Source organism: Streptomyces sp. GS7, from assembly GCF_009834125.1.
Lineage (GTDB): Bacteria > Actinomycetota > Actinomycetes > Streptomycetales > Streptomycetaceae > Streptomyces.
On the sequence record NZ_CP047146.1, the window covers coordinates 4315064 to 4338268 of the forward strand.

A 23205-nucleotide genomic window follows, 5' to 3' on the forward strand; every position below is an offset into this window, starting at 1 on the left:
GGCCAGCCTCGATGGCCTTGCGCCATCGTCTCGGGCTGCGGCCTTGACCGGTGCCTGGGAACACGGTCTCGTCGACGAGTCCCAGCCCGTGCCCGGCCGCCAGGTCGAGTATCCGGGAGAGTGCACCTCAGTCCTCCTGCCGTGTTCCGGCCGCATCCCGTGTGGGGTCCACTCGCTCCAGCTTGGTCCAGCCGGTCCAGCCTCGCTTCTTCAGCAGTTGGATCAGCCGACGGGCCGGCGGCGCGGTGTCGAAGGCCAGGGTGTCCATCAGCTTGGCGAACGGTGGATCGATGTCGGCATCGTCGACGTAGAAATCGCCCTGGTTGTCGGCCAACTGCGTGATGTAGGTGGCCAGTTCGTCGGCCATCCCGACCAGCTGCGGATCGTCTTCGGTGTGATCGAGTGCCTGACCGAGGGTGAGATAGAAGTCGATGAGCGGTGAGTCGGCGATCTGCTCCCGCTTACGCGCCATCCACTCCGGGACTCGCTCCGGTGAGTGCGCGGCCAGCAGGATCCAGCCGTCGCGTTCGACCTGAACGATCCGCTCGTCGACCCCGAGCGCCCGCAGCCGGTCGAGAAACCCGACCACCTCCAAGGGCAGCGCCAGGCTGTCCCCGGAGGCGAGGCGGGCGATCCGCTCACGGTGCCGCTGCCGTTCCCGGATCTCCGCCCGCAGCCGCTTGTCGATGTCTGTGACCACCGCGGCGAACTCCTGCTCGTCGGCCTGTAGCAGCTCGCGCACGCGCGCCAGCGGGACGCCGGCCCCGGCGAGGGTCCGGATCTTGATCAACTCGACCACGGCGCCGGCGTCGTACCTCCGATAGCCGGAGCGGTCCCGCTCCGGCTCCGGCAGCAGTCCCTTGGCGTGATAGTGCCGCACCGCGCGCACCGTCACTCCGGCGTACGACGCCAGCTCGCCGATGGTCAGCATCGAACCAGTCTCCCAGGAGTTGTTTACGAAGTCGGCCTGCCGACAGGACGGTGCGCGCTCCGGATGATCCGGGCGATTTCCGGGGCGTGGGTGAAGACCAGTCGGTGATCGGCGTCGAGCCAGGAGGTGGAGACGTGCGGCCGCTCGCGGATGAGCCGTTCGATGCCGTCACGCCAGAGCTGGTTGTGTCGCGGTGCACGCCCTTCGGTGCTGTCGCCGGCGATCGAGGTCGACATGATCAGGCTTGTCGGGTGGTCGATCTTCCGGTACTGGTCGAGGATTCCGGAACGAAGCACATCGAGTTCGAGATTCAGATCGAGTATGTCCTGTGCCGTGAGCAGCACTTCAGTCGTGGTGTCCATGGTGTCCGTGGTCCACTCGGCCTCTTGCCGCGCCGCCTGCTCCTCCCACATGCTGCGGAACTCCGCCAGGTCGGCTTCGGTGATGAACGGTTCGGGCACCGGGTTCGCGCCGTCGATGAGAAAAAGTTCGGCCACGGTGTCAGGACGCTCGGAGGCATAGTGCACGGCCAGGTCCGCGCCGAGCGAGTAGCCCACGAGCAGGGGTGCCTCGGGCAGGTCGAGTCGTTCCAACTCCGCCATCACCGCGGTGAGATCGCTGAGGAACGCCTCGAAGGAGTACCGGTCGGCGGGCGAGGCGAGGCCATGGCCTCTGAGGTCGAAGGTCACCACGTCGTAGTCGCGCCGCAGCAGCTCGGTCAGCTCGTGCAGATCGGCCTGTGTCGAACTCAGCCCAGGGCACAGGACCAGCGGTCGCCCCCGGCCGCCACGGGACACCGGGATCGTCACGCCATCGTGGTGGACCGCGAAGTGCCGCATCGTCCGGTCGTCTCTACCGATCCGTTCCCCGCCGTCGCCCGTCGGCCTGTCGTTGCCCGTCCGTTGGCGCAGTCCCTGGTCGACTCCGGCGACCACCTCATGCTGGCCGTACCCCCTGTGGAGTCCCGCGACCTCGCTCGCACTGGTTCTCGTAGTCATGCCCACCATGCTGAGAGGTTGCCCCTGCGTCAGGGTCAACCGCCGCGGCGAGTGACCTCGGCACACCTGCCGCCGCCGGCCGCGGATCGCGGCGGCCGGCTTCAGCTGTCACCACGGCGCAACCCCTGACCGCCGTGCTGCCGTACGGCGGCCGGTGCGCCTCGCGGTTGCCGGGATGTGGCGGAGCGAGGAACCTGTACCGGCTTGTAGAAAGCCGTAGCCGACCGAGCCGCTGACACCGCGGTGCTCGGAAATGGGGGGTATCGCGCGGTAGGCCCGAAGGCCACCAGCAGCTGATCCTCGCTGCTGAGCGGTGGCCGCCGTTACCCGCTCGGTCGACTGTCGCAGTCGCGGCGGTGGACGCGCCCGTAGCGTGCGGTCGCAGGAACCGCCCCGCGGCGAACCGCTCAGGTCGGGGCACGGCGCCCGACGGTGTACTGCTCATCGGCGTGTCATACCAGGCACTGGAGGACGAACCGGCAGTCGCACAAGCCGTGGTCTGGCAGAACTTCGAGCCTCTGCGCCTGCCCAACCCACTGAGCACCGCGGGATGTTGTGCCCGACCCGACTGCGTCGGCGCCGCCTTCCTGCCCACGGGATGCCGATGGCACCGTGACGCTTCTCGTTGCAATTCCCGTGCGGGTGTTGGTAGACATATCCGGCGTGCTCGCCGTCCGACGGCGGGCACGCGCTTTCTGTTTGCACTGATTCACACACGGGGGAAATTCGTGGCGACTCCGCCGCAACCTCAGCCTCAGCCTGTGCCGTTCCAGGCCCCTCATCCGCAGCCGGGCCAGCCGTACCAGCCGCCCCACCCGCAGGCCGCCCCGCCAGCCTGGGGGTGGGGGCAACCCCAGGCACCTGTCGCCTGGGGCCAGCACCAGCAGTCCGCACCCGCCTGGAACCAGGGGCACCCGGCACCGTTTCAGCAGGCTCCGCTTCCGCACCATGCCGGCTGCCGACTGTGTGGTGCCGTGCCGGCCGCGGACGTCACCGTACGGGGACACCAGGGCATTCTCATCCTCATGCGATTCCTGACCATGAAGGGCCCTTTCTGCCGGAGCTGCGGCATCGCGCTGTGCCGTGAGATGACCGGCAGTACGCTCTGGCAGGGCTGGTGGAGTCCGTTCTCCCTCTTCCTGTTCACTCCCTTCACGCTCATCTGGAACCTCGTAGCCAGGATCAGGCTGGGCAAACTCCCGGCGCCGATCCCAGGGCAACCCGGCCCGCAGCTGGATCCCGGAGCACCGTTGTATCGACGGCCCGCGATCCTGGGGGCGTTGATACCGGTGCTCTGGTTCCTGTTCGTGACGTACCGGAGCATGTCGGGGGCGTAGTAGCGCCACCGCATCTGCGCTCCGACGCCGCCGGCTCCTCTCCAGCACGGCCAGTACGCAGGTCAGCCCTGAGTGGTCGACACGGTGATGGGGAGTTGCCTGAGGGCATGGGACCTGAACGATGCCCGCCATGGGAGACGGTCTTCGCTGACAGCCAGGTCGATGTGGGGGAATCGTTCCAGCAGTGTGGACAGCGCAACCTGAACTTCCATCCGGGCGAGCGGTGCCCCCAGGCAGTAGTGGATGCCGTGGCCGAGGGCGAGGTGCGCGTTGTCCTGGCGTCGGATGTCGAACCGGTCGGGGTCGGTGAAGCACGCGGGATCGCGGTGGGCCGAGCTCAAGGCCAGCATGACCGTGTCGCCGGCGGGGATCATGACACCGCCGAGTTCCATGTCCTCGGTCGGGAAGCGGCGGATGGCCAACTGGTTGGGGTGGGTGAAGCGCAGGATCTCCTCCACCGCGGCCGGAAGGAGCCTGGTGTCCCTGCGCAGCGCGGCGAGTTGCTCGGGATGGCGGAGCAGGACGAGCAGTCCACTGCTGATGAGATGTTGGGTGTTCTCGCTCCCGGTCCACAGGAGCAGGAAGCCCAGGGAGACGAGTTCGTTCTCGGTGAGTCTTTCGCCCTGGTCCCGTGCGACTATCAGCCGTGACAGGAGGTCGTCGCCGGGGGTGCCGCGTCGCAGGGCCACAAGGTCCAGGAGATGGCGATGGATGTGCTCCACGGCTTCGGCGACTTGTCCGGGGTACTCGGGGTCGAGCATGGCGCCCGCCCACCGGGAGAACGGGCGCCGGATCTCATCGGGTACGCCCAGGAGGTCGCCGATGACGACGAGAGGCAGAGGGTTGGCGTAGTCGGCGACAAGGTCGGCCCTGCCGCGTACGGCGATGTCGTCGGCCAGTTGCCGGGCGATGAGTTGGACGCGGTCCTTCAGGGCTTCGACGTGGCGAGGTGTGAAGGTCCGGGAAACCAGTCGGCGCAGTCGGAGGTGGTCCGCTCCGTCCATGTTCAGCAGGTTGGCGTCCAGAGCCGGTGGCAGTGGCGTGCCGTTCAGACTGTGAACGAGTGCAGATTGGTTGCGGCGAGGGTGTGCTCCGCGTCGTGTGCCTCGAAGGTGCTCACGTGGTGGAAGCCGAGGCGGGTGGCGAGCCTGCCCGAGCGCTCGTCGGCTGAAGCTCGATGAGTCCGTCGCGGTCGGTGTCGTGTGCCTTACGCAGCCGGAGCCGAACCGATGTGAGCTCCCTGAGGGACAGGACGGGCGATGGGTTCACTCCCCTCATTCGGGTTGGCCGGAGCTGCTGCCCACGAGACACTCGATGAGCCGGGCGAGCTGCTCGGCGAAGTGCTCGACCAGCTCCGGTGAGCTTCCGTCGGCGCCGAACAGGCCGCGCGCCAGTTGGGGGTAGATCGCCAGCGCATTCGCCGCACTCATTTCGATGAGCAGCAGCGCGGCCGGGTCGAACCGGTCGTCAAGCTCGCCGGCCAGCTGACGCTTGCGGATCAGTTCCACCTCGTGTTGCAGCCGGGCGTTGCGTTCGGCCGCCTCTTCGTCGTCCTCCCCGGTGTCGGCGAGGCCCTCCCAGGCGAGGAGGCGCCCCCCGAGCCGGGGGTCGACGCTCGCCCGCACATAGTGCTTGATCATCTCGGCGTGGTCCATGTCGTCGGGGACCGCCTGGGCCTCGTAAGCCCGCCACCGCCGGCCGATCTCACGGTAGAGGCCCTCCTTGCCGTCGAAGTAGTACGTGATGAGCTGCTGGTTCACACCGGCGCGCGCGGCGATCTCGGACACCCGGGCGCCGGCGAAGCCCTTCGCGGAGAACACCTCGGTCGCGGCGTCGAGGATCAACGCCTTGGTGCGCTCGGGATCGCGTTGCCGCTCGTGCGCCGCCGGCGCCCGCCGCGTCGACCGCCGTGCGTTGGTGCCGCTCTTCTCACTGGTCATGGCCAGGATTCTGCCATCCGGCCGGTCAGCATAATCAACCATCTGGTTGACAAGTTCATCTGGGTGATTGATTCTCCTCGGTATGAATCAGCAGAAGACTCAGGTACTCGTCGTCGGAGGCGCCCTCACCGGGCTGAGCGCCGCCGTCTTCCTCGCCCACAAGGACGTCCGGGTGACGGTGGTGGAGCGCCACCCCGACCTGCTCTTACACCCGAGGCTGCGCGGCATCACACCGCGGACCGTCGAGGTCCTCCGCCAGGTCGGACTCGGTCCGGCGATCCGTCAGGAGAGCTTCCGCGGCGGCGGCGACGACGTCTTCGTGCCGCTGCGGGCGAACACGCTCGCAGACGAGTACGAACCGGTCGAGGAAGCCGACCACGCGGAGTCCGTCGACCCCCGCACCTACAGCCCGTCGGCCTACGCGGGGATCGACCAGGACCGGCTCGAACTCCTGCTGCGCGACCGCGCCCGCGAACTCGGTGCCGACATCCGGTACTTGACCGAGGTGACCGCCCTCGACCAGGACGTCGACGGAGTCACGGTGACCGTCCGGGACCGCGCCGGCGGCGGCGAGGGAGCGATCCGCGCGGACTACGTCATCGCGGCCGACGGGGCGAACAGCCGGATCCGCACGTGGCTGGGGATCGCAACGGACGGGCCGGGAGTGCTGTTCGACACGATCACCGCAATCGTCGACGCGAACCTCTCGGCCGCCGTGCGCGGCCGAAAGATCGGCATCGCCTACCTGCAAAAACCGCGCCCGTTCAGCTCGATGATGCCGCACGACGACTCGGGCACGCGATGGCTGTTCAGCACCGGATACGACCCGCGGCGCGAGTCGGTGGAGGACTTCACCACCGAACGCGTGGCGGAGATGGTGCGGGACGCGTCCGGACTGGACGAGATCGACGTCTCCTTGCGGCCCCAGATCCCCGGCACCGACGTCACCGTGCTCGGCTTCCCGATCGGCGCCCACGTCGCACGGTCCTACCACTCGGGCCGAGTGTTCCTGGCCGGGGACGCCGCGCGCATCCAGCCTCCCACGGGCGGGTTCGGCGGGAGCACCGGGATCCAGGACGCCCACAACCTGGCCTGGAAGCTCGCCGCCGTCCTCAACGGGTGGGCCGGCCCCGGATTGCTCGACACCTACGACGCCGAGCGGCGCCCCTACGGGCGGCTCGCCATGCAGCAGGCGTTCGCCCGCTTCGGCGACAGGATGGCCGGCGGTGCGGAGGTGGAACTGCTCGACTACTCGGCGGTGACGATGGGCTTCCGGTACGCCTCGGCGGCTGTGCCCGGCAACCACGAGACCGAACCGATCCCCGCCGTCGAGCTGCGTGCACAACCGGGCACGCGGGCACCGCACCACCCGACCGCGGACGGCGGCTCCCTCCTCGACCTGTACGGCGAGACCTTCGTCCTCCTGGCCGGCCACCACGGCCAGTTGTGGGCCAAAACCGCCAAGGACCTCGGCACCGCGATGGGGGTGGAAGTCCACCCGTACGTCCTCGGCGCAGACATCGACACCGAGGGCGGTGAGAAGGCGCACGGCATCGGCGCCCACGGCGCGGTACTCGTCCGCCCGGACGGCTTCGTCGCCTGGCGCGGCCAATCCACCGCGAAGGACCCGGCCGCGGTACTCGCCGAGGTCCTCCGCACGGTCCTCGCCAGGCAGGGCTGACGACGGCAGGCACGCCGCGGCGGGAAGAAGCCCCCGGTCCCACCTACGCAGCCGGCTCCGCCAGAGAGGTGTCGCGTCAGCAGCTTCCTGGCGGCGACGCGGCGCGGTGAGCGTGGTCGCGGGAGGAGACGATCCGCCCGTCGCGGAGGCGGATCACGAAGACACACGCGATCTCGATCGGTTCCGCTGTCGCCGCCACCCGGCCCCGGTAGTTGAACTCGGCAATGATCACCTCGGGGTCGGCGGTCTCGTGGACCAGCAGGTCCTCCGCCCGCATGTCGAGTCCACGGGTGAGGACCCGGCTGAAGTGTTCCCTCAGCTCGTCACGGCCCCGCAGCAACCGCTCTGGTGAGCCCACCGGAGCGAACGGGTGCTCCACGACGGCGTCCTCGGCGTACAGCTCGGGCAGCTTGGTGAACTCGCGGTGGGTGACTCCGTGGATCGTCCGTTCCCCAACGGCAGCGCAGCCGGCGGACGTTCTCCGGCCTCCTGTGTGCGCCGTTCCTCGTACGGTCGGCGTCGTGCGCGCGGTCAGAGACCGAGCAGTTCCGCGAGGGTGCCGCCCAGAACACGATCGCGCAGGGCCCTGGCCTGGTCACGCGGTCAACGGTGGCGCGAGCGAGAACCGGGGCGCCATAGGGCGCGTCCCCCAGCCCCGCGTGTCCCTTCCCAACTGGCGGATGGCGCCGTCTCCGAGCTCGGGCGATGTGTCCTCCGGTACAACCTGAATGCCGACAGGGCCGGCCGGCAGCCTGAGCCCTTCAGCGTCAATGGGGACACCCTCACTACGTCACGCGCAGGCCGCGTCCTCAGCATGGGCGGCCCTGTCGATTCAACTGCGGCGCAGAGGCTGGAGGTGGAGAGGCTGGAGCACAGGGGAATCTCGGAGGCTCTGGGAGGGCTGCCCCCACTTGGTTGAGAGCCGCCGAAAAATGACGAACCGCGGGGCAACGGTGTTCCGTCATTCGCCCTCTGACAGGTTGCGATCGGTGAGCGGAACGGGCGGCTGCGGGCCGAGGAACGGCTTCGTGCCCTGAAGCCTCTTCACTCTTGCCGAGCACAAGACCATCCGAAGGGGGAGACAGGCGATGGGCGTTGTCAACCGACGTACTGCACGTGCGGCCGTCGTTGCGGCAGTCGGCATATCGGCACTCGGGCTGAGTGCGGTGACGGCTTTTGCGAAGATCAGTTACGACTTCAAGGTGAGCCCGCACGTCGTGAAGGCCGGCGCGCGCGTCCACGTGAAGGGGGATGCCTCGAACGACGATGACCGCTTTCAGAAGTTCTGTGTGCAGCAACGACAGGGCACCGGATCCTGGCGCACGGTGAAGTGCGCTCACGGTGCGGTCTTCGACGGCGGCGCGGTCGACACATGGGTCCGGGCCGAGCACCGTGGCACGCTGCAGTTCCGCGGGGCGCTTTACGAGACGGGCTGGAACGCGAACAAGCTCCATCTGCAGATGGTCACGCCCACCGAAACCGTCAGGGTGCGTTGACCGAGCTTCGGTGAGCACGCTCAACTGTCCGTACGTTGTCCTGCGGGATGTGGTGGGCTCTTCAGCGCGACGGGGCAGCCAGCTTGTTGCGTGGGACTGTGGAAGGGTGCGGACGAAGGGCGTCCGGGTCGGCGAGAGCTACCCGGTGCGAGGTGGGCGTGCTACCGCCCCCGCGCCGCCGTCGGTAGGACCGACGGCGGCGCGTCTCCCCGACGATTGGCCCTTCCGACCGAAGTGTGACCGGTTGCATGTCTGACCAGTGAAGTCCGTTCGTGGCGGCCAGTCTTCGGTGAGGGGCCTGGCCAGGTGCGAGGGGAGCGGAGACGGCATGCGGTATCAGGCGATGGGCGGGCCAGGTGTGACCGCTTGCGATACCGCCGTGAGGAGGGTTTCGACTTCGCCTCCCCAACGGGAGCTGATGACCAGGTCGCGGGCAGGGTCAACCCACAGCAGGTGGCTGCCGCCGTTGCCGCGGGCGCAGCGTCCGGTCGCCGGAGCGGCCGGCCATACCGTGCGGCTGTCGTTGAGCCACCAGGACAGGCCGTAGTTGGGCTTGACCCGGCACGGTGTCCACATCTCCTCCATCCAGCGGGCGGAGAGGACCTGGGTGTGGCCCCATCGGCCACCGCGCAGGCACAAGTGGCCGATGCGGGCCAGGTCGAGCGCGTTGATCCACAGTCCTCCGCCCCAGTGGGCGCCGCCGGAGACCACCGGCACGCGGGTGCCGTCGATGTCCAGGAAGGAGTGGCTGTAGCCGTGCCACAGCCACGACGACGATGCGCCGATCGGGGCCATGACGCGGTCCTGCAGGATGTCCGGCAGTGCACGGCGGAGCAGGGCGGTCAGTGCCAGGGCGGTCAGGTTCACGCGGACGTCGTTGTACGCCCAGCCCTCGCCGGGTGGCCCGCCGGTCGACTCGGTGCCCTCGCGCGTGCTTTGCGCATCGGCCCATGTCGGCTTGCCCCACAGCTCGCCCTCCCACTGGCTCGACTGGTTCAGCAGGTGGCGCCAGGTGATCGCCCGCCCATGGGCATCCGCGAACTGCGGCAGCCCTACGTGGACGCACACGGGCTCGTCGAGGATCAGCATGCCGTCGTCGTGGGCGATGCCGGCCACCAGAGCGAGCACGCTTTTCGTTGCGCTGTACGCCATCTCCTCGCGCGTCGGGTCACCCCAGGACGCGATCACCATTCCGTGCCGGACGACGACGCCGCTCGCACCCTGGCCATCGAGCAGCGGACCGACGACCTCCCGGTGGGAGTCATCGGAAACCTGAGCCGCGAGATACGAGGCCATGTCCGTGACGCCCGGCACCGGGCGCTCGGCCTGCTGCCGGGCAGCTCGTGCCACAGCCTCCGCGTCCACGCCCTCCCAGGGATCCCCCAAGCCGATCTCCTCGTCCAGGACGTGAAGAACCCTTTCCAACCCCAGCCTCCCCAAAGACCGCTCCCTCGTCCGCCGGCGAAGCCGACAGCGCCTCTGGGCAGCCTGCCAGGTCCCGGGGCGCGGACCCGATCAATGTCTGAGAACAACCCACCTTCGACGAGATCGAACCATCTTCGCCCTGCCGCACCGGAGCCCTCGCACTCACATCGAAGCCCAAGCAAGGGCGACGCCATCGGTCAACGCACCGGCGTCCCTTGCCGGGTGGGCTGTTACGGCCGTCAGACAGACGGGCCGAGGCGGCGACCACCCAGCGCCCCTCGGCCGGTCCGGCGACGTCCTGAACTGCGCCTCACATGTCCGGTGAGGCGAGCTGTGGGTCACCGGCCGTCGGTGAGAACCGCTCAGGACCGGTGAGGCGGAACAGAACAGGCGGAGGCCCCTGTTGACAGCAACTACTTACACTTCCACATCCACATCCTCGAACCAGCGAGAATCGGATACAGCCGGCGGCGGGGCGCCGTTGCGATCGAGACCGAGCTCACCCCGTCCGGCAACCCACACCTGCGCAGGCTCGTCACATACGCCCTCCTGACCGCCCTTCCTGACCAACCCACTTGGCCAAGGCATACACAGCGCTCCGGATCGCTCCATCCTCCACCGACAAAAACCTCGGCACCATCGACCACGTGCACGAGTTGCTGCCGAGGCGATTCGCGGTGCGATGTATCGCTCTACCGCTGTATCGCTCTGGCGTCACGACGCTCTCGTTTGAACGTCCCTGACTTCCGCTGTTCGCAGCCCAGTTCCCGTGACGCCGGAGCGGTCATACTCCGATGAAGCTCACTGTTTCCATCATGTCCGCCCGCCCGGTACGCAGCCGCGGTACGCCTTCCTTCTCGAATCCCACCGCGACACCGCAGAACAGTACGAGCCCGTCATCGGCTCCGACGATCTGGCTGACGGTCTTGCGATACATCGTCCACATCACCTGGGGACAACTGTGCAACCCTTCCGCCCTCAGCAACAGCATGACCGTCTGGAGGTACATTCCCACGTCCCCCCACTGCCCAGGCCCCATCGTCCGGTCGAGGTAGCAGAACAGTACGACCGGCGCTCCGAACGCCTCCGAGTTCAAGGCGGCGATCTTCATGGGCCTGTCGGGGGCGTCGCGCTCGATCCCCAGCGCCTTGTACCGCTGGGTGGCCGCGGCGGAACGGCGATCCAGATACGGCGAGGCCAGGTCGGTCGGGTACATCGGATACTCCCGCTCGTCACCCGGGTCTCCCGCCAGAGCCCTGGCTGTCGCGCGCCTCTTCAGTTCGGCCAAGGGCTCACCGGTCACGACATAGACATGCCACGGCTGGAGGTTCCCGCTCGACGGAGCCCGTGTCGCTGCAGCCAGCACTCGTTCGAGAGTCTCTTTGGACACCGGCTCATCGCTGAACGCCCGTACAGCCCGGCGACTGTCCACCGCCTCATACACATCCACGTCTTCTCCACCTCTCACTCAACGACAACACCCCTCTATCGTCGTCAGCACAGACAGCAGGCAGCAACGTGACCCGGATCGCACCGAGTTCTGCGGCAGGTCCCAAGGCGCTGGAATCGGCCGACAGCGGCGCCGGGGCCGCCCCCGCGTCCGGACCTCGCCTGGTGGCGTTGCCATGCGGACAGCAGGCCCACGACGCGGCCATGGTGAAAGGCCGTCACCAGGCGTCCACCCGCCTTGGGGAGACGGAGCGGGCGCCGAGCCGGGCGGACGGCCGCGACGACGACCTCGGCGGCTGCGGCCGCCGAGGTCGCCGAGGTCGTCGCCGCCGAGCAGGTTGCCGCCGAGCGGCCGGAGTCGCTTGCCTGCCAGTACGCGGTCGATGCCTTCCGCCTCCCTATCGTTGATGAGACCGGCCTCGACCTCGTCGACTGGGCCCGCCGGATGCCCAGCGAGTGGATGGTTGTCGACCAGCAAGGCGACTGTGCACGGCACTTCGCGGGGAACTGGGGCGTCGGCTGACGGCTGCAGAGTGAGTGTGACGATGGCCGGCAGTTCGGGACGCACGGGTCTTGTTGGGCGCTTGCCCCATCGATGCTGCTGGTTCCTGGCTGGAATTGATCTTGATTCCGTTAAGGCCCATTGATCGTGAATTGGTCTTCGGTAGGTTGACGTGTGGCAGGTTTTGCCCCTTCGTTTCCCATTCAAGGAGTTCTCGTGCCACATGGCGCCATACGCCTCGGTCTGGCCTCTCTGGCAGTCATCGGCCTCTCGGCATCCGTCACGCCCGTCGCCTCGGCCGCCGACGCCTCCGAGGCGTCAAACGCCTGCCGCAAGGGCGAGTTCTGCCTCTTCGGCGGGCCGCACCAGACCGGGCAGGTCCTCTACCGGCTCAACGCCAAGGTCACCAGAACCGGCTTCACCATTCCCGAGGTCGACTCGCTCGACCCGGTGATCAAGCCACTGTCGGCGCGCAATCCGATCCCCGACAGCTTCGGCTGCATCGTGCGCCTCAACGACAAGGCGCACTTCGCCGGTTCCGAACAGGAGATCAATGGCTTCGGTGACAAGGAACTGAGCGGCGCGCCCGTCGGCTCGATGACGCCCGACTGCGGCTGATCCAGCCCGCGCCGCGAAGCGGGCCCGTTGCGAAGCGCGCTGAGCAGTCGGCAACGCCCGGCTCGCCCGGCCGAGCCGCACCCCCTCCAGGGTGCGGCTGTCGCCTGCTCCGGGGCGGGCCGTACGCCTCATGGGCCGCAGGGTGGTTCCTCGGCGACCCGCAGGAGGCCGTGACACGCGGACCGAGGGCCTCGGTGAGGAACTCCGCGAAGAAGGCCACGACAGACCTGAGCCGGAGCTGTCCAAGTAGCACCGGCGTGGCGTTGGAGTGACATGGCTGCCGGCTGGAGGCGGTTCGGGTGGTGGGGGGAAGGATGGCGAGTGATCTTGCCGATAAGTCGCCTTGACGAGTGGAGTCCCTCATGAAGCGCCTGACCGCTCTCGCTGCAGCAGTAACGGCCTCCGTGCTGATCATCCTTGGAGCCGGCACCGCCAACGCCGACGGGCCCGATTCCGGAGCTGCTCGGGTCGGAACCGCCCCTATCACCGAAGGTCTTCAAAACATCTTGAGCGGCTCCTTCCTACTCGACGGCTGAGCTCCCTGCCTGGGATAGATCCGGGCGGAAGCAGGTGTGGCGGGCGCCGGGCAGGTCGGCCGCAATGCGGTGAGCGAAGCAGGCGATGCGGGCGGTCAGCGGGGTGCGACTGGTCCTCTCCGGATCGGAGCCGACCAGCCCACCAGCCGGCCCAGATGTCAGGGCATCACGCTTTCCTGGGGCGTTCCGTACCGTTCCGTTTGGTGCTGGTGCTGGTGCTGGGACCAGATCCTCCGAGACCGGACAGAAACCGGCTGTCCCGTCGCAAATGGTCTGGTGTGCAGCGGCGCTCCGACCCGGGGCGACCGGAATGGGTGAGACGTGAGGACGCCGAGTATCTCGGTTGATCTGGCCCGGGAAGGCAGGTGCCCGTTGCCGTCTCAGTTGATCTGGTCCGTCTGGGGTTTCGAACTGAAGCCGCGCCTGGGTGGTCAGCCGTCCCGTGCCTTACTTCTGGTCAGTGCTCTGCAGTTGCCCGAACAGTTGGGGCAGCCGCCCGAAGCCGGCTGAGAGCCTCAGAACGTCGGCGTAGTCCCGCACATGGACGATCTGTGCTCCGCGAGCCCGCAGGAAAAGTACGAACCGTGATGCGAAAGTCTCTCCTGTGGCGTGATTGACAGCATCAAACTCATGCTCGGCGATGATCAGCTCCGGGTCCGACGTGTCGTGCACCCGCACGTCGCGGAACCCGACCACTGGTGACGGATACGGCGAAGCCCAAGCCCGGGTGAAACCCGCACGGATCTGTTCGCGCCCCTCGTAGCGAGACGCCTCCCGCTGCGGGGCAAGGAAGGGAAACTCATAGACGGCGTCCTCGGCGAACAGGTCAGCCAGCGCATCCGGCGAGAAGTCCAGCATCGCCTGCTGAAAGCGTTCGAGTAACTGCCTCGGTGTCTGCGGCACGATTCCTCCATCCTGGGCTCTGAGGGCACGTGAAACAGTACGGCCTAGCCGCCCTCGACGCAGGCGAATCTCCGCTGCACCCCAGCCAGTCGCCCGGCATGGCGGCCAAACCCCACAAGACACCTGAGATCAGCGGCGAATCGGACCAAATCACTTGAGACGCGGACCACTTCAGCCGAGACGGGACACCGGCGGTCCGAGGTCGGCCGCCGGCGTGCTGTCCCGTCTGATTCGAACTTGCCTGTGCGGGGATTTCTGACCAGCGAGGATGTGCTTTGACGTGAGAGGGGACCACGTCCGTGTCTCATCTCATCGTGCCCGCGCCAAGCAGTTGCCGACGGCTGTCTCGCTTCATCGTGTCTGCTGGGCTGGAAGGATGGCCGTGGGGGGCGGCCCTGTAAGCGCTGATGGTGATCTTCCTGGCCGTTGAACCAGCCGATAGGTTCACCTTCATGGGATCACCACGGCGGGACGTGCATCATTCGGCTTCGTCGTGGCGGCAGCCCCGTCATCCGGCGGTCTCCGTCGAACGCAGCATGCTGGTCGACAAGATCGCCAAGCGCATCCTGGCTCTCGGCCAGGGCCGTCTGCTCGTGGGGGTCGACGGCTTCACCGCTGCTGGGAAGACGAGCTTCGGACATGAACTGGCTGAGTGGATCAGTGCTGCGGGGCGGCCAGTGCTTCGGGCGACTCTCGACGACTTCAAGAAGCCGTGGAGGGAGCGGCACCTCTATGACCGGGAGTCTGGTGAGGGGTACTACCGCAACGCGTATGACTATGAGGCGGTCAAGCGCCTGCTGCTGGATCCCTGCCGGTCATCGGGAGCGACGGCCTGTGCCCTGTGCAGCATCGACCCACTGACCCAGCGAGATCACTCGTCCGACGCGACGCCGCTTGGGGCGGATGCCGTGCTGATCGTGGATGGTGTCTTCGCCTTCCGCCCCGAGATCAATGAGTACTGGGACTTCCGCATCTGGTTGCAGGTGGATGCAGAGCTGTCCGTTCAGCGGGGTGCCGAGCGTGACCAGGACTGGGCCGGATCCGAAGCCGAGTCGATCCATCGCAACAGGTATCTGGTAGCCGAGGGTATCTATCTTCAGGAAGTCGACCCGTTGCGGATGATGGACGTCGTCATCGACAACTCGGTGTTCGCGCGTCCGCGGGTCGTGACACCGTGACGTCAGCCCGCAAGGACACCACCGGGTGAGACCAGCAGCGATCTCGGGAGCCGGGCGGTCGACGCGCCCCCGCAGGCGGTGGGCCAGTCGCGCAGGCCGCGAGTGACGGGGCGACAGCGGGAGCGGTGCGATCGGGGCGGTGTGGCCGGAGCCGGCGGCGGTAGGACGTGCGCCTGCTGGTTCAGACCGGTCGGCCTCCAGAGGCGGGGGTTTGCTCGGATTTCCCGACGGCCCCGCCGTGCGGCTTCAGCAGCGTGCCGGTGGTGAAGACCACCAGGAACAGTGCGATCGATCCGGTGGCCATCGGCACGACGGGGGCGTCGAGTATCTGGTGGGCCATGGCGAGGACCGAGGCCGGCACGCTGCTTCCCGCGGGCCGGTGCTCAGGCGCAGGTACGCCGGTGCATCGGCGCTCGTGTGGCTACCCTGCGGCCGTTCGTGGAGCGCACCTTGCGCCCGGGCGGCTCCGCATCACGCTCCTCTCCCTTCAGCTGTCCCGTCCAGCCGGGCGGGCGCTTTCCAGCACCCGCACCACCGCGTCATACGTCACCCCGTGTCCGGCGAGTACCGACCCTGCCGGACCGGGCCGGGCGGTCAGCGCCAGTAGCAGATGTTCCTCGCCGATGTGCCGGTCGCCGCGCCCGCCCGCGATCCGCAGTGAGCGCTCCAGTACCGCCTTCCCCTCCGGCGTGAACCTCCGACGCACACGCTTCCCGCGCCCGGCGCGCCGGGGCCCGTCGGCCAGCGCGCCGGCGCCGTGCGACCGCTCCACTCGCGCGACGATCTCGTCCACGTCGATTCCGAGATCAGCCAGCGCCGCCGCGTCGGCCGCCGAGATACCGCCCCGGCGCCGGTCCACCGCCAGCTCCCCGGCCAGCGACTCCCGCCGCGCGCCGAGCGTGTCGAGCGCGGCCGCGGCCGGGGAGCCGGTGCGGTCCAGCAGTGCGAGCAGCAGCTCCGGCTCGCCGACGGTGTCGCTGCCGGTGCGCTCCGCGTGCTCGACGGCACCCCGCACCACCTCCCGGGCACCTACCGTCAAACTCTCGAACATCAGCGCCTCCCATGCTTCTTGTGGACCGCCTGCCTGCTGACCCCCAGCTCGGTGGCGATCTCCTGCCAGGACCAGCCCTTCGCGCGGGCGCTCCGCACCTGTACGGCTTCGAGCCGCTCCAGCAGCCGGCGCAGCGCGGCCACGGCGCGGAGCCCGGCCCGGGGGTCCGGGTCGCTCGCCCGCGCGGCGAGATCCGTTGCTTCAGTCATGCGTGTCAACTTACATTGACAACAAAGATCGTGTCAACATTGGTTGACGTCAACCGGTATCACACCAGTCTCACCGCACCTGTTGGGCGTCCCGGAGTCGGGCACCCGTAGGTGCCAAAGGACCCGGCGGCGAGATGCGCGGGGAACTCCCGGCCGCCGCCGCGGCGCTGCGCGAGCGGTGGGCAGCCGTCGTCCCGGAGCCGGCCGGACAGGTCGTGGCCGTCGTCGGCTTCACGCGGGCTCCGGCCCGGCTCAACGTGCGCCCGAAGTCGTCGGCTTGGGCGACGAAGGCGCGCCTGGGGCAGGCTCACGTTATGGCGGCCGCCAACGCGTCGGCCGTTCGCAGGGTCGTCCGCGTCCGGCGGATCCTGCCGCCGGGCGCCGTGCCCGTTCCCGAGCGAGCCGACGCTGATCCGGCGCCTGCGTCCGCGCCCCTCGGGCCGATGCGCACCCGGGAGACCGCCTCGGACGGCTACCGTCGCGCCGTGGCCGCGCACCAGGAGGCGGCCCGCCGCGCGGGGAGGGCCCGGCCATCATGGACGCGGTGGAGCGGCGGAACCGGGCGATGTGCGGGCTCGATCGGAGGTCGTTGCCGGGGCCCCACGCTGTATCGGACGATGCGCCCGCCCCGATCGAGCAGCTCCGCGCCCAACGTCGCCGTGAAGCCGCCGCAGCCTACGCCCAGGCGGAAGGCCGGGCGCGGGCCGAGCATGCTGCCTGGAAGGGGTAGGCCGTGGACGGAGCGGTCGGCAGGGCAGCGGGCGCATCACAGCTGGGGCGTACGGGATGAGCAGAGCCGATAGGCGATCTGGTTGGGGAACTCCACTGGTGACGCGGTGAGTTGGCTGGAGGAGATGGGGGAGTTTGTGGGGGCTGACGAACGGCGGGTCCAGGCGGCGGTGTTGGGCAGCGCGGACTCGGAAGAGCAGCTGATCGGGCGAGGACGGGGAACGCGAGGAACTGTGGAGGTGCCTCGACTACCCGCGGCTCGGAGACACTCTCGTGGTGCCCTACCTCGACCGGCTCGGCCGCTCGATCCAGGACCTGATCGCCATCGTGTCGGGCCTGTGCAAGCGGGACATCGGCTTCCAGTCGCTCCACGAGGCGCTCGACACCACCACCTCGGGTCGGAGGTTGGTGTTCCACGTGTTCGCGGCCCTGGCGGAGTTCATCCGTGAACTCATCGTGCAGTGCACCCACGAGGGCCTGGTGGCGGCCCGCGCTTGCGGTAAGCGCATCGGGCGGCCGCTGGCGACGACCGCCGAACAGGTCGGGCAGGCCGGAGCCTTGCTCGCGCAGTTGGACAGCATGGTCACTTTGGTCGCGAGGCTGCTCGGGGTCTTCCGTACGACGCTGTGCAAGTACGGTGCCGGGGCTGGCTGCGGGCGGCGACTCCTTGGTTCCTTCTCTGCCCTCAGCTGTCTTGCTCGTTCCTTCGCCGACTCGCTCGTGCGCCTGGTGCTGGTTCTGGGGTGCTGTGTCGTCGCGCTGCTTGGCCGCGGTGGTGCCCGCGTCGGCGCGGGGTCGGCGAGCAATAGCGCAACTCCGCGGCCGCGAGCGGCCGCAGGGTGGGGGCGGCGCGTTGCACCTCGTACCGGCCGGCCTGGTCGAGCGGCCGGTCCTCGTGGAAACGCTCGGCCAACAGCGGGGCGCTGCGCGCGGCCGTGAGAAGTGTGAGCCGAACTTGCATGCGGCGATCGCACGGGTCGTGCTCCTGCATCGTGCAGCGAAAGGGAGCAGAGCGGGTGGGTTGCGCATGTGGTCCAGGGGAACGTCGGCACATTCGGCCTGGACAACGGGGCGATTTTCAGGTGGACACAAGGGGTGCGGCACCGCGATGCGCACCCGTGGACAAGGGGCCGGCCGGCCGCGCACTACATCGGGTGTTCGTCATGCTGTGTGCCGAGCCCAGCATGTGGGCCCGGAGCTCCTATCTCTGTCCCAGGTGGGCAAACTGCCCGGAGTGCCGCGGATGAGGACTCCGATGACACCTCGCTCCCGGCCGCAGCTGGGCACGCCGTCTACTTTGCGGGTGGTGTCCGAGCTGGGATTCCCGGGCCGTGATCCCCGGGGGTTCAGGGAAACCGAAGGCTTTTCAGCGTGAACCCACGGGTCCAGTGCTGTGCCTCAGGCCGATGCATCCGTGGGTTCGGCTGGAACACGAGGATGCTGAGCGAGCGGAAGTCGCGCGCAAGGCCGTCGAAGAACTCGCCCAGGATGTCCCAGACGGTCACGGTCACAGTCACGGTTTCGAGCCGTGCACGGAGACCGATATCCAGATCGGTTCGACGGGTCGGAAGCTGCTGCCGCCGTCGATCGTCTGAGGCTCCTGCCCGGCGGGCGTGCGATAACTTGCCGGCCATGACTGAACTAGGATCCGTCGCCTGGCCACCTACCCCGATCAAGACCGAGCGGCTCGTGCTCCGCGAGCCCGAGGCCCGGGACCGTGTGGTGTTCATCGAGCTGCTCGCCTCACCGGAGGTGCATACCTACCTCGGTGGCCCTCGGCCGCGTGATGAGTTAGAGCGCACGTTGCCTGAGACGCCCGAGAGGCGCCCCGGCCTTTTCGTGATCGAGCTCGACGGAGCGATGATCGGCATCATCGAACTCAACCGGCGCGACGCGGAGCGTCGGAGTCATGTCCGTCCGGATGCCGGGGAGGCCGAACTCGGCTACCTGCTCTTGCCGGAGACATGGGGACGCGGGTACGCCGCCGAGGCGTGCGCGGCGGTGCTCGGCTGGTTCGCCGACGCGCTTCCCGGCGAGCCGGTTGTGCTCTGCACCCAGACCGCCAACGACCGCTCGATGGGCCTCGCGGCGAAGCTGGGGTTCGCCGAGGTGCAACGGTACGAGGCGTGGGGCGCCGAACAGTGGATGGGCGTGTGGTACCCGGTCACGCCGCCCCGATCGGCCGGTACCGCCGATGGCCGGTACCGCCGCGATCGGGGCGGTTGTGCATCTGCTGGCCACCGCTCATCGAGGAGGGCCGGGACCTGTCCTCGATGAGCGGCGTCCTGGCCGACAGCGCCTAGCGTCTGCTGCCGGCCTGACGGCCCGGTCTCACTTCAGGTGCCGGCCGAAGAACCGGTTCCCGTCCTCCACCTCGAACCACGGGGTGCCGACGTGCCCGCCCATATTGGCGTGCAGCGTCTTCTCCTTGGTGCCGAAGGCGTCGAACAGGTCCAGGGCTCGCTGCCGGGGGTTGCCTTCGTCGTCCCACTGCAGCAGCAACAGCAGGGGAATGGTGACTTGCCGGGCCTCCTCGCGCTGGGCACGGGGCACGTAACCCCCGGCGAAGAAACCGGCGGCCGCGATGCGCGGCTCGACCACCGCCAGCTGAATGCCGACGGCGGTCCATCCCGAGTACCCGACCGGGCCGCCGATCTCGGGCAGCGAAAGGAGGGCGTCCAGGGTGGTCCGCCATTCCGGGACCGCCTTTTCGACCAGCGGGCCGACGAAGGACTCGAAGATCTCGTCGACCGGCTCGCCGGCCTGCATCGCCCGGCGGAGGTCGGCGCGAGCCTGCTCGTCGGCGGCGGAACGGGGCCGGTCACCGCACCCGGCGGCGTCGATGGTGGCCACCGCGTAGCCGTACGCCGCGGACCGCCGGGCCCGGGCCACCAGCCGGGGTTCCCCCTTGGGCAGGCCGTTGTTGTGAGCCATCAGGATCAGCGGGGCCGGTGCGGCGGATTCAGGCGTCCACAGGGTGCCGGGAATCTCGCCGAGAGTGAATTCGCGTTCGAGGACGCCGTCGTCGAGGCGCTGCTCAGAAGTGAAGTGCATGGTCGTGCCTTTCGGGAGTGCTCTGGAACGGCGCTCCCGGACGACCTATCGCCCGACCGTGACCCCGGAGGGGAGCACCCATGTCGATACTGCGTTCACGGGTACCACCTCCTCGTTCTCTCGCACGGCCTCCGGAAAAGTAGCAGTGGTCGCCACGGTCCGCCAACAGGTTTTTTACGGAGGCTCCGTGGGCGGATGCCGCGGAGCCACTTGCCTGAAGGCTAGGGCCGTGTGGTTCCGTAGCGCAGGAAACCGTTCAGTGCCGCAAACCACCCCGATGGCATTTTGCTCGGGGGCGCTTTGAGGCTGCGCCGCATTGCACGTGTGGCCGCTGGAAGAAGACGGCCGAGGGCCCGGACCGGTTGTGGTCCGGGCCGTGGTGAAGTCAGCCGCCCTTCAGCGTCCGGTAGACGTCAGCCGTCGTTTTCCGAGGAGGGGATGTATGCGCCTGGTACATCCTGCGGCGCGAGGATGTTGTTCTCGCCGGGGTAGGGCTTGTTCCAGTTGTGTGTCTCGTACCAGGTGAGGCGGTTCATCTGGGCGGGGTTGGCGTAGTCGGGGACGGCGTGAGGGCCGGTCAGCCGCTGCTTGGACTTCCACTTGTCCCAGGTTGCCGCCAGGTCCTGCTTGTCCGCGGGTACCTTCGCGGGCGAGACGGCCGCTGCCTTGGGGCTCTGCGGTGCCGGGTTGTCCGAGCCGCAGGACGGCTGGGTCTTCAGGCCGTCGGTGAGGGGGACGCGGTTGGGCTGTGCCTTGAACGGGGTGGTGTCCGGGTGGGGGGTGAAGGCGCTGCTCATGGGGCTGGCCGCGCTGTCCTTCTGGTTCATCGGGTGGATCCCGAGGATCTGCTCGATGGTCCGGATCATCGTGATCTGCGTGTAGTAGTGGCTGTCGGTCTTGCCGTGCTGTGCCCAGGGGCTGATGACCTGGATCGGAGCCCGGTGGCCGTCGATGTGGTCGAGGCCGGCCTGGGAGTCGTCCTCGACGACGAAGATGGCCGAGTCCTTCCAGTACTTGCTGTGCGAGATCTTGTCGACCATCTTGCCGACCGCGAGGTCGTTGTCCGCGACCTGGGCGGACGGGCTCGCGGGACCACCCGTGTGGTCGTTGGAGAACCAGAGCATGTTCAGGTTCGCCGGCCCGTTCTTCTCGAAGTCCCGCTGCCAGACCTGGTACTTGTAGATGTCCGGGACGTCGAGGTCGAACATCGGGAAGCCGGGCACCGACACGTCGTTGAGTGAGGGGATGGCCGATCCGGTCTTGATGGGGTAGGCCGTGGGCTTCCCGGTTGCGTCCATGGTCTTGGCGTCGCAGTACAGGTTCTGCCAGGACGCCGCGGACGGCTTGCTCTCCACCGACTGGAACTCGCCGAAGTCCTTGACGGACTTGCCTGCCGCCTGCGCGCCGGTCCACAGAAAACCGGACTTCTGGTGGCCGAGAGCGTCGTTCTCGGTGTCGTAGCTGCGCTGGTACTCACCGGCCGAGGACTCGGTGTACTCCGGATTGTCGCTCTGCATCAGCCAGTTGTGGCCCTCGGCAGAGTTCGTGCCGATGTCGTAGGTGTTGTCGTACAGCCCGAACTGCTTGGCCATCGCATGCTGGTTCGGCGTCACGTTCTCGCCGAACTGCGTCAGCTTCGCATCGCCATTGCCCTTCGGGATGTCGCCGAAGACCTGGTCGTAGGTCCGGTTCTCCTTGACGATCAGGAAGACGTGCTTGATCGTCGAGGGGTCGCCGAGCCGCTTCGGGACCGCTGTCGGCTTGGCGTGGCTCTTGCCGTCGGTCTTGTTGACCGAGTCGCCCGTCCAGCCGTTCTGCTTGAAGACCTTGGCGGTCTCGGACCTGATGACGCTGTCGTCGGGCAGGGTGAACCGCTGCAGGCTGGAGGTGGTGTCGTGGGTGCCGTGCGCGCCACTGGCGTTGGGGCGGCGGGCGTCGACACCACGGGTGTTGGAGACCAGCACCTGGTTGCCGACGGTGGCGATCTGCGAGGGGAAGTAGTCCGTGGGGAGCAGGCCCACGTAGCTGACCGGCTCCTGCGGGCTCTTGTACTTGTATACGGCGACCGCGTTGGCGCGGCCGAGCGTCACCAGCAGATGACCGTCGTCGGTGAGCGTCACCGCGTTGGGCTCGTAACCCACCGACGCCTCCGGCCACGGACGGGTGGCGATGGTCTGCACGACCTTGTCGCGGGCGGTGCTGATGACCGACACGTCGTTGGTGGCGGTGTTGGTGACGAACAGTGCCCCGCCCTTGGCGTACAGGGCGGTCGGGTGCAGACCGACGTCGATGCTCTTGACGGCGGCATCCGGCTTCGCCAGGTCGATGACGCTGACCGTGCCGGTGGTGGTGGCACCGGTCTTCGGGTCGGCGGGTACCTGGGTGTCGTAGGAGTTGATCGTGGTGTCGCCGGGCTTGGCCGGACGGCCGCCCTCGTTGCTGACGTAGAGCTTGTCGCCGACCTTGACCATGTCGCGCGGGGCGTTGCCCACGTCCCAGCTGTGCTTGACGGCCCCGGTCGCCGCATCGAGGGCAACCACCTTGTTCTGGCCGTTGACCGCGGCGTACACGGTGGAGCCGTCGGACGAGAACACCGGCTCACCCACCAGCGCGTGCTTGGATCCGTCCGCCGGGATCGGGATGAACGTCGGGTTGGTGACGCTGCCGTCCGGGCGCACGGTGAACTTGGTGTAGCCGTCGGTCTGGCCCAGCCACAGCTGCTTGCCGTCGGGCGAGTACGTGGGGCCTTCCTGGCCCACGGAGTTGCTGCTGATGCGCGGGTTCGACGATGCGGAGGCGCCGACGAGCTGCTGCACCTTCCAGTTCTTGCGGTCGACGATGGCCAGCGCCGCGTCGCCGTCGGTCAGCGAGGCCGCGACGTGGGTGCCGTCGGGGCTGACCGAGGACGACATGATCTTGCCGTTGTTGATGACGAGGCGGTCGCCGTACGGGGCGATGTACTGGTCGCTGGAGACGACCTGGCCGTCAGCCGTCTTCTGGCCGACCTGTTCGGTGCCGAACTGGTGCGTCTGGGCATAGCCGATGCCGGCGGTGGCGGCGAGAACGACCGCGGTGGCCGTTGCCAGGGCACTGCGGCGGCCGAAGCGTCTGTCGAGAAAGCCGGAACGGTCGTGTTCGTCATGCCGCCTGCGGCGTATGACCTGCATG

At 68.2% G+C, this 23205-nt stretch carries 22 protein-coding genes and 3 pseudogenes; 10 read left to right on the plus strand and 15 right to left on the minus strand.

The features are described from left to right. Positions 1-127 precede the first annotated feature (127 nt). On the minus strand, positions 128-931 hold the full coding sequence (locus GR130_RS18985; RefSeq protein WP_159505835.1) for a MerR family transcriptional regulator: 804 nt from the start codon (positions 929-931) through the stop codon (positions 128-130). A gap of 23 nt (positions 932-954) precedes the next feature. Then, entirely contained in the window at positions 955-1929 is a 975-nt protein-coding gene (locus GR130_RS18990; protein WP_159505836.1) for an alpha/beta fold hydrolase, read from the minus strand. Positions 1930-2954: 1025 nt separating this feature from the next. On the opposite strand from GR130_RS18990, the gene GR130_RS18995 reads away from it, so the two are divergent. Next, complete coding sequence (locus tag GR130_RS18995) at positions 2955-3266, plus strand: hypothetical protein (protein WP_236573191.1); 312 nt, start codon at positions 2955-2957, stop codon at positions 3264-3266. A gap of 62 nt (positions 3267-3328) precedes the next feature. Here GR130_RS18995 and GR130_RS19000 read toward each other — a convergent pair whose 3' ends face one another. Together GR130_RS19000 and GR130_RS19005 are read right to left on the minus strand one after the other, a co-directional pair. Next, on the minus strand, positions 3329-4270 hold the full coding sequence (locus tag GR130_RS19000) for a cytochrome P450 family protein (RefSeq protein ID WP_159505837.1): 942 nt from the start codon (positions 4268-4270) through the stop codon (positions 3329-3331). A 270-nt stretch (positions 4271-4540) separates the two neighbouring features. After that, positions 4541-5206: a TetR/AcrR family transcriptional regulator gene (locus GR130_RS19005; protein ID WP_159505838.1), complete on the minus strand. Its 666-nt coding sequence runs from the start codon at positions 5204-5206 to the stop codon at positions 4541-4543. An 82-nt stretch (positions 5207-5288) separates the two neighbouring features. Here GR130_RS19005 and GR130_RS19010 point away from each other — a divergent pair, with 82 nt between their 5' ends. Next, positions 5289-6887 (plus strand): FAD-dependent monooxygenase, encoded by a 1599-nt coding sequence (locus GR130_RS19010; RefSeq protein ID WP_159505839.1) that lies wholly within the window; start codon positions 5289-5291, stop codon positions 6885-6887. A 76-nt stretch (positions 6888-6963) separates the two neighbouring features. Here the strand turns inward: GR130_RS19010 and GR130_RS19015 are convergent, their stop codons facing one another. Next, positions 6964-7422: a nuclear transport factor 2 family protein gene (locus tag GR130_RS19015; RefSeq protein ID WP_159510083.1), complete on the minus strand. Its 459-nt coding sequence runs from the start codon at positions 7420-7422 to the stop codon at positions 6964-6966. A 553-nt stretch (positions 7423-7975) separates the two neighbouring features. Here GR130_RS19015 and GR130_RS19020 point away from each other — a divergent pair. Then, positions 7976-8383, plus strand: coding sequence for a hypothetical protein (locus GR130_RS19020; RefSeq protein WP_159505840.1), 408 nt, complete (start codon positions 7976-7978; stop codon positions 8381-8383). Positions 8384-8719: 336 nt separating this feature from the next. Here the strand turns inward: GR130_RS19020 and GR130_RS19025 are convergent, their stop codons facing one another. Next, on the minus strand, positions 8720-9808 hold the full coding sequence (locus GR130_RS19025; RefSeq protein WP_159505841.1) for a serine hydrolase domain-containing protein: 1089 nt from the start codon (positions 9806-9808) through the stop codon (positions 8720-8722). A gap of 784 nt (positions 9809-10592) precedes the next feature. Beyond that, positions 10593-11258, minus strand: coding sequence for a nitroreductase (locus tag GR130_RS19030; protein WP_159505842.1), 666 nt, complete (start codon positions 11256-11258; stop codon positions 10593-10595). Between the two features lie 237 nt (positions 11259-11495). On the opposite strand from GR130_RS19030, the gene GR130_RS19035 reads away from it, so the two are divergent. The 3 genes from GR130_RS19035 (at position 11496) to GR130_RS19045 (ending at position 12913) form a co-directional block, all read left to right on the plus strand. Next, the gene (locus GR130_RS19035; protein WP_159505843.1) at positions 11496-11780 is read left to right on the plus strand and encodes a hypothetical protein; all 285 of its coding nucleotides are present in this window, start codon (positions 11496-11498) and stop codon (positions 11778-11780) included. A 195-nt stretch (positions 11781-11975) separates the two neighbouring features. Next, positions 11976-12377: a hypothetical protein gene (locus GR130_RS19040; RefSeq protein ID WP_159505844.1), complete on the plus strand. Its 402-nt coding sequence runs from the start codon at positions 11976-11978 to the stop codon at positions 12375-12377. Positions 12378-12739: 362 nt separating this feature from the next. Next, entirely contained in the window at positions 12740-12913 is a 174-nt protein-coding gene (locus GR130_RS19045; RefSeq protein ID WP_159505845.1) for a hypothetical protein, read from the plus strand. A gap of 447 nt (positions 12914-13360) precedes the next feature. Here the strand turns inward: GR130_RS19045 and GR130_RS19050 are convergent, their stop codons facing one another. After that, positions 13361-13816: a nuclear transport factor 2 family protein gene (locus GR130_RS19050; RefSeq protein WP_159505846.1), complete on the minus strand. Its 456-nt coding sequence runs from the start codon at positions 13814-13816 to the stop codon at positions 13361-13363. A 407-nt stretch (positions 13817-14223) separates the two neighbouring features. Between GR130_RS19050 and GR130_RS19055 the strand changes: the two genes are divergently transcribed. Further along, on the plus strand, positions 14224-14994 hold the full coding sequence (locus GR130_RS19055) for a uridine kinase (protein ID WP_236573193.1): 771 nt from the start codon (positions 14224-14226) through the stop codon (positions 14992-14994). A 181-nt stretch (positions 14995-15175) separates the two neighbouring features. On the opposite strand, the gene GR130_RS19060 is transcribed toward GR130_RS19055, so the two are convergent. The 3 genes from GR130_RS19060 to GR130_RS19070 form a co-directional block, all read right to left on the minus strand. After that, the gene (locus GR130_RS19060) at positions 15176-15334 is read right to left on the minus strand and encodes a hypothetical protein (RefSeq protein ID WP_159505847.1); all 159 of its coding nucleotides are present in this window, start codon (positions 15332-15334) and stop codon (positions 15176-15178) included. A gap of 147 nt (positions 15335-15481) precedes the next feature. Further along, positions 15482-16045, minus strand: a complete 564-nt coding sequence (locus GR130_RS19065) for a Clp protease N-terminal domain-containing protein (RefSeq protein WP_159505848.1) — start codon at positions 16043-16045, stop codon at positions 15482-15484. Next, positions 16045-16254: a helix-turn-helix domain-containing protein gene (locus tag GR130_RS19070; protein WP_159505849.1), complete on the minus strand. Its 210-nt coding sequence runs from the start codon at positions 16252-16254 to the stop codon at positions 16045-16047. Before GR130_RS19070 ends, GR130_RS19065 begins: the two co-directional genes overlap by 1 nt. A gap of 134 nt (positions 16255-16388) precedes the next feature. Here GR130_RS19070 and GR130_RS19075 point away from each other — a divergent pair, with 134 nt between their 5' ends. Both GR130_RS19075 and GR130_RS19080 read left to right on the plus strand, forming a co-directional pair. Beyond that, a complete protein-coding gene (locus GR130_RS19075; RefSeq protein ID WP_236573195.1) occupies positions 16389-17057 on the plus strand; it encodes a DciA family protein in 669 nt (222 codons plus the stop codon). Between the two features lie 157 nt (positions 17058-17214). Further along, positions 17215-17427: pseudogene (locus GR130_RS19080) on the plus strand (recombinase family protein); the annotation flags it as partial. Between the two features lie 337 nt (positions 17428-17764). On the opposite strand, the pseudogene GR130_RS40645 reads toward GR130_RS19080, so the two are convergent. Together GR130_RS40645 and GR130_RS40650 are read right to left on the minus strand one after the other, a co-directional pair. After that, positions 17765-17944 (minus strand): annotated as a pseudogene (locus tag GR130_RS40645) (histidine phosphatase family protein); the annotation flags it as partial. A gap of 385 nt (positions 17945-18329) precedes the next feature. Beyond that, a complete protein-coding gene (locus tag GR130_RS40650; protein WP_236573196.1) occupies positions 18330-18617 on the minus strand; it encodes a hypothetical protein in 288 nt (95 codons plus the stop codon). On the opposite strand from GR130_RS40650, the pseudogene GR130_RS19095 reads away from it, so the two are divergent. After that, positions 18616-19158 (plus strand): annotated as a pseudogene (locus GR130_RS19095) (GNAT family N-acetyltransferase); the annotation flags it as partial. The gene GR130_RS40650 and the pseudogene GR130_RS19095 overlap by 2 nt on opposite strands. A gap of 156 nt (positions 19159-19314) precedes the next feature. On the opposite strand, the gene GR130_RS19100 reads toward GR130_RS19095, so the two are convergent. Both GR130_RS19100 and GR130_RS19105 read right to left on the minus strand, forming a co-directional pair. Continuing rightward, complete coding sequence (locus GR130_RS19100) at positions 19315-20037, minus strand: dienelactone hydrolase family protein (RefSeq protein ID WP_159505851.1); 723 nt, start codon at positions 20035-20037, stop codon at positions 19315-19317. 413 nt (positions 20038-20450) lie between these two features. After that, positions 20451-23204, minus strand: coding sequence for an alkaline phosphatase family protein (locus GR130_RS19105; RefSeq protein ID WP_159505852.1), 2754 nt, complete (start codon positions 23202-23204; stop codon positions 20451-20453). Position 23205: the final 1 nt, after the last annotated feature.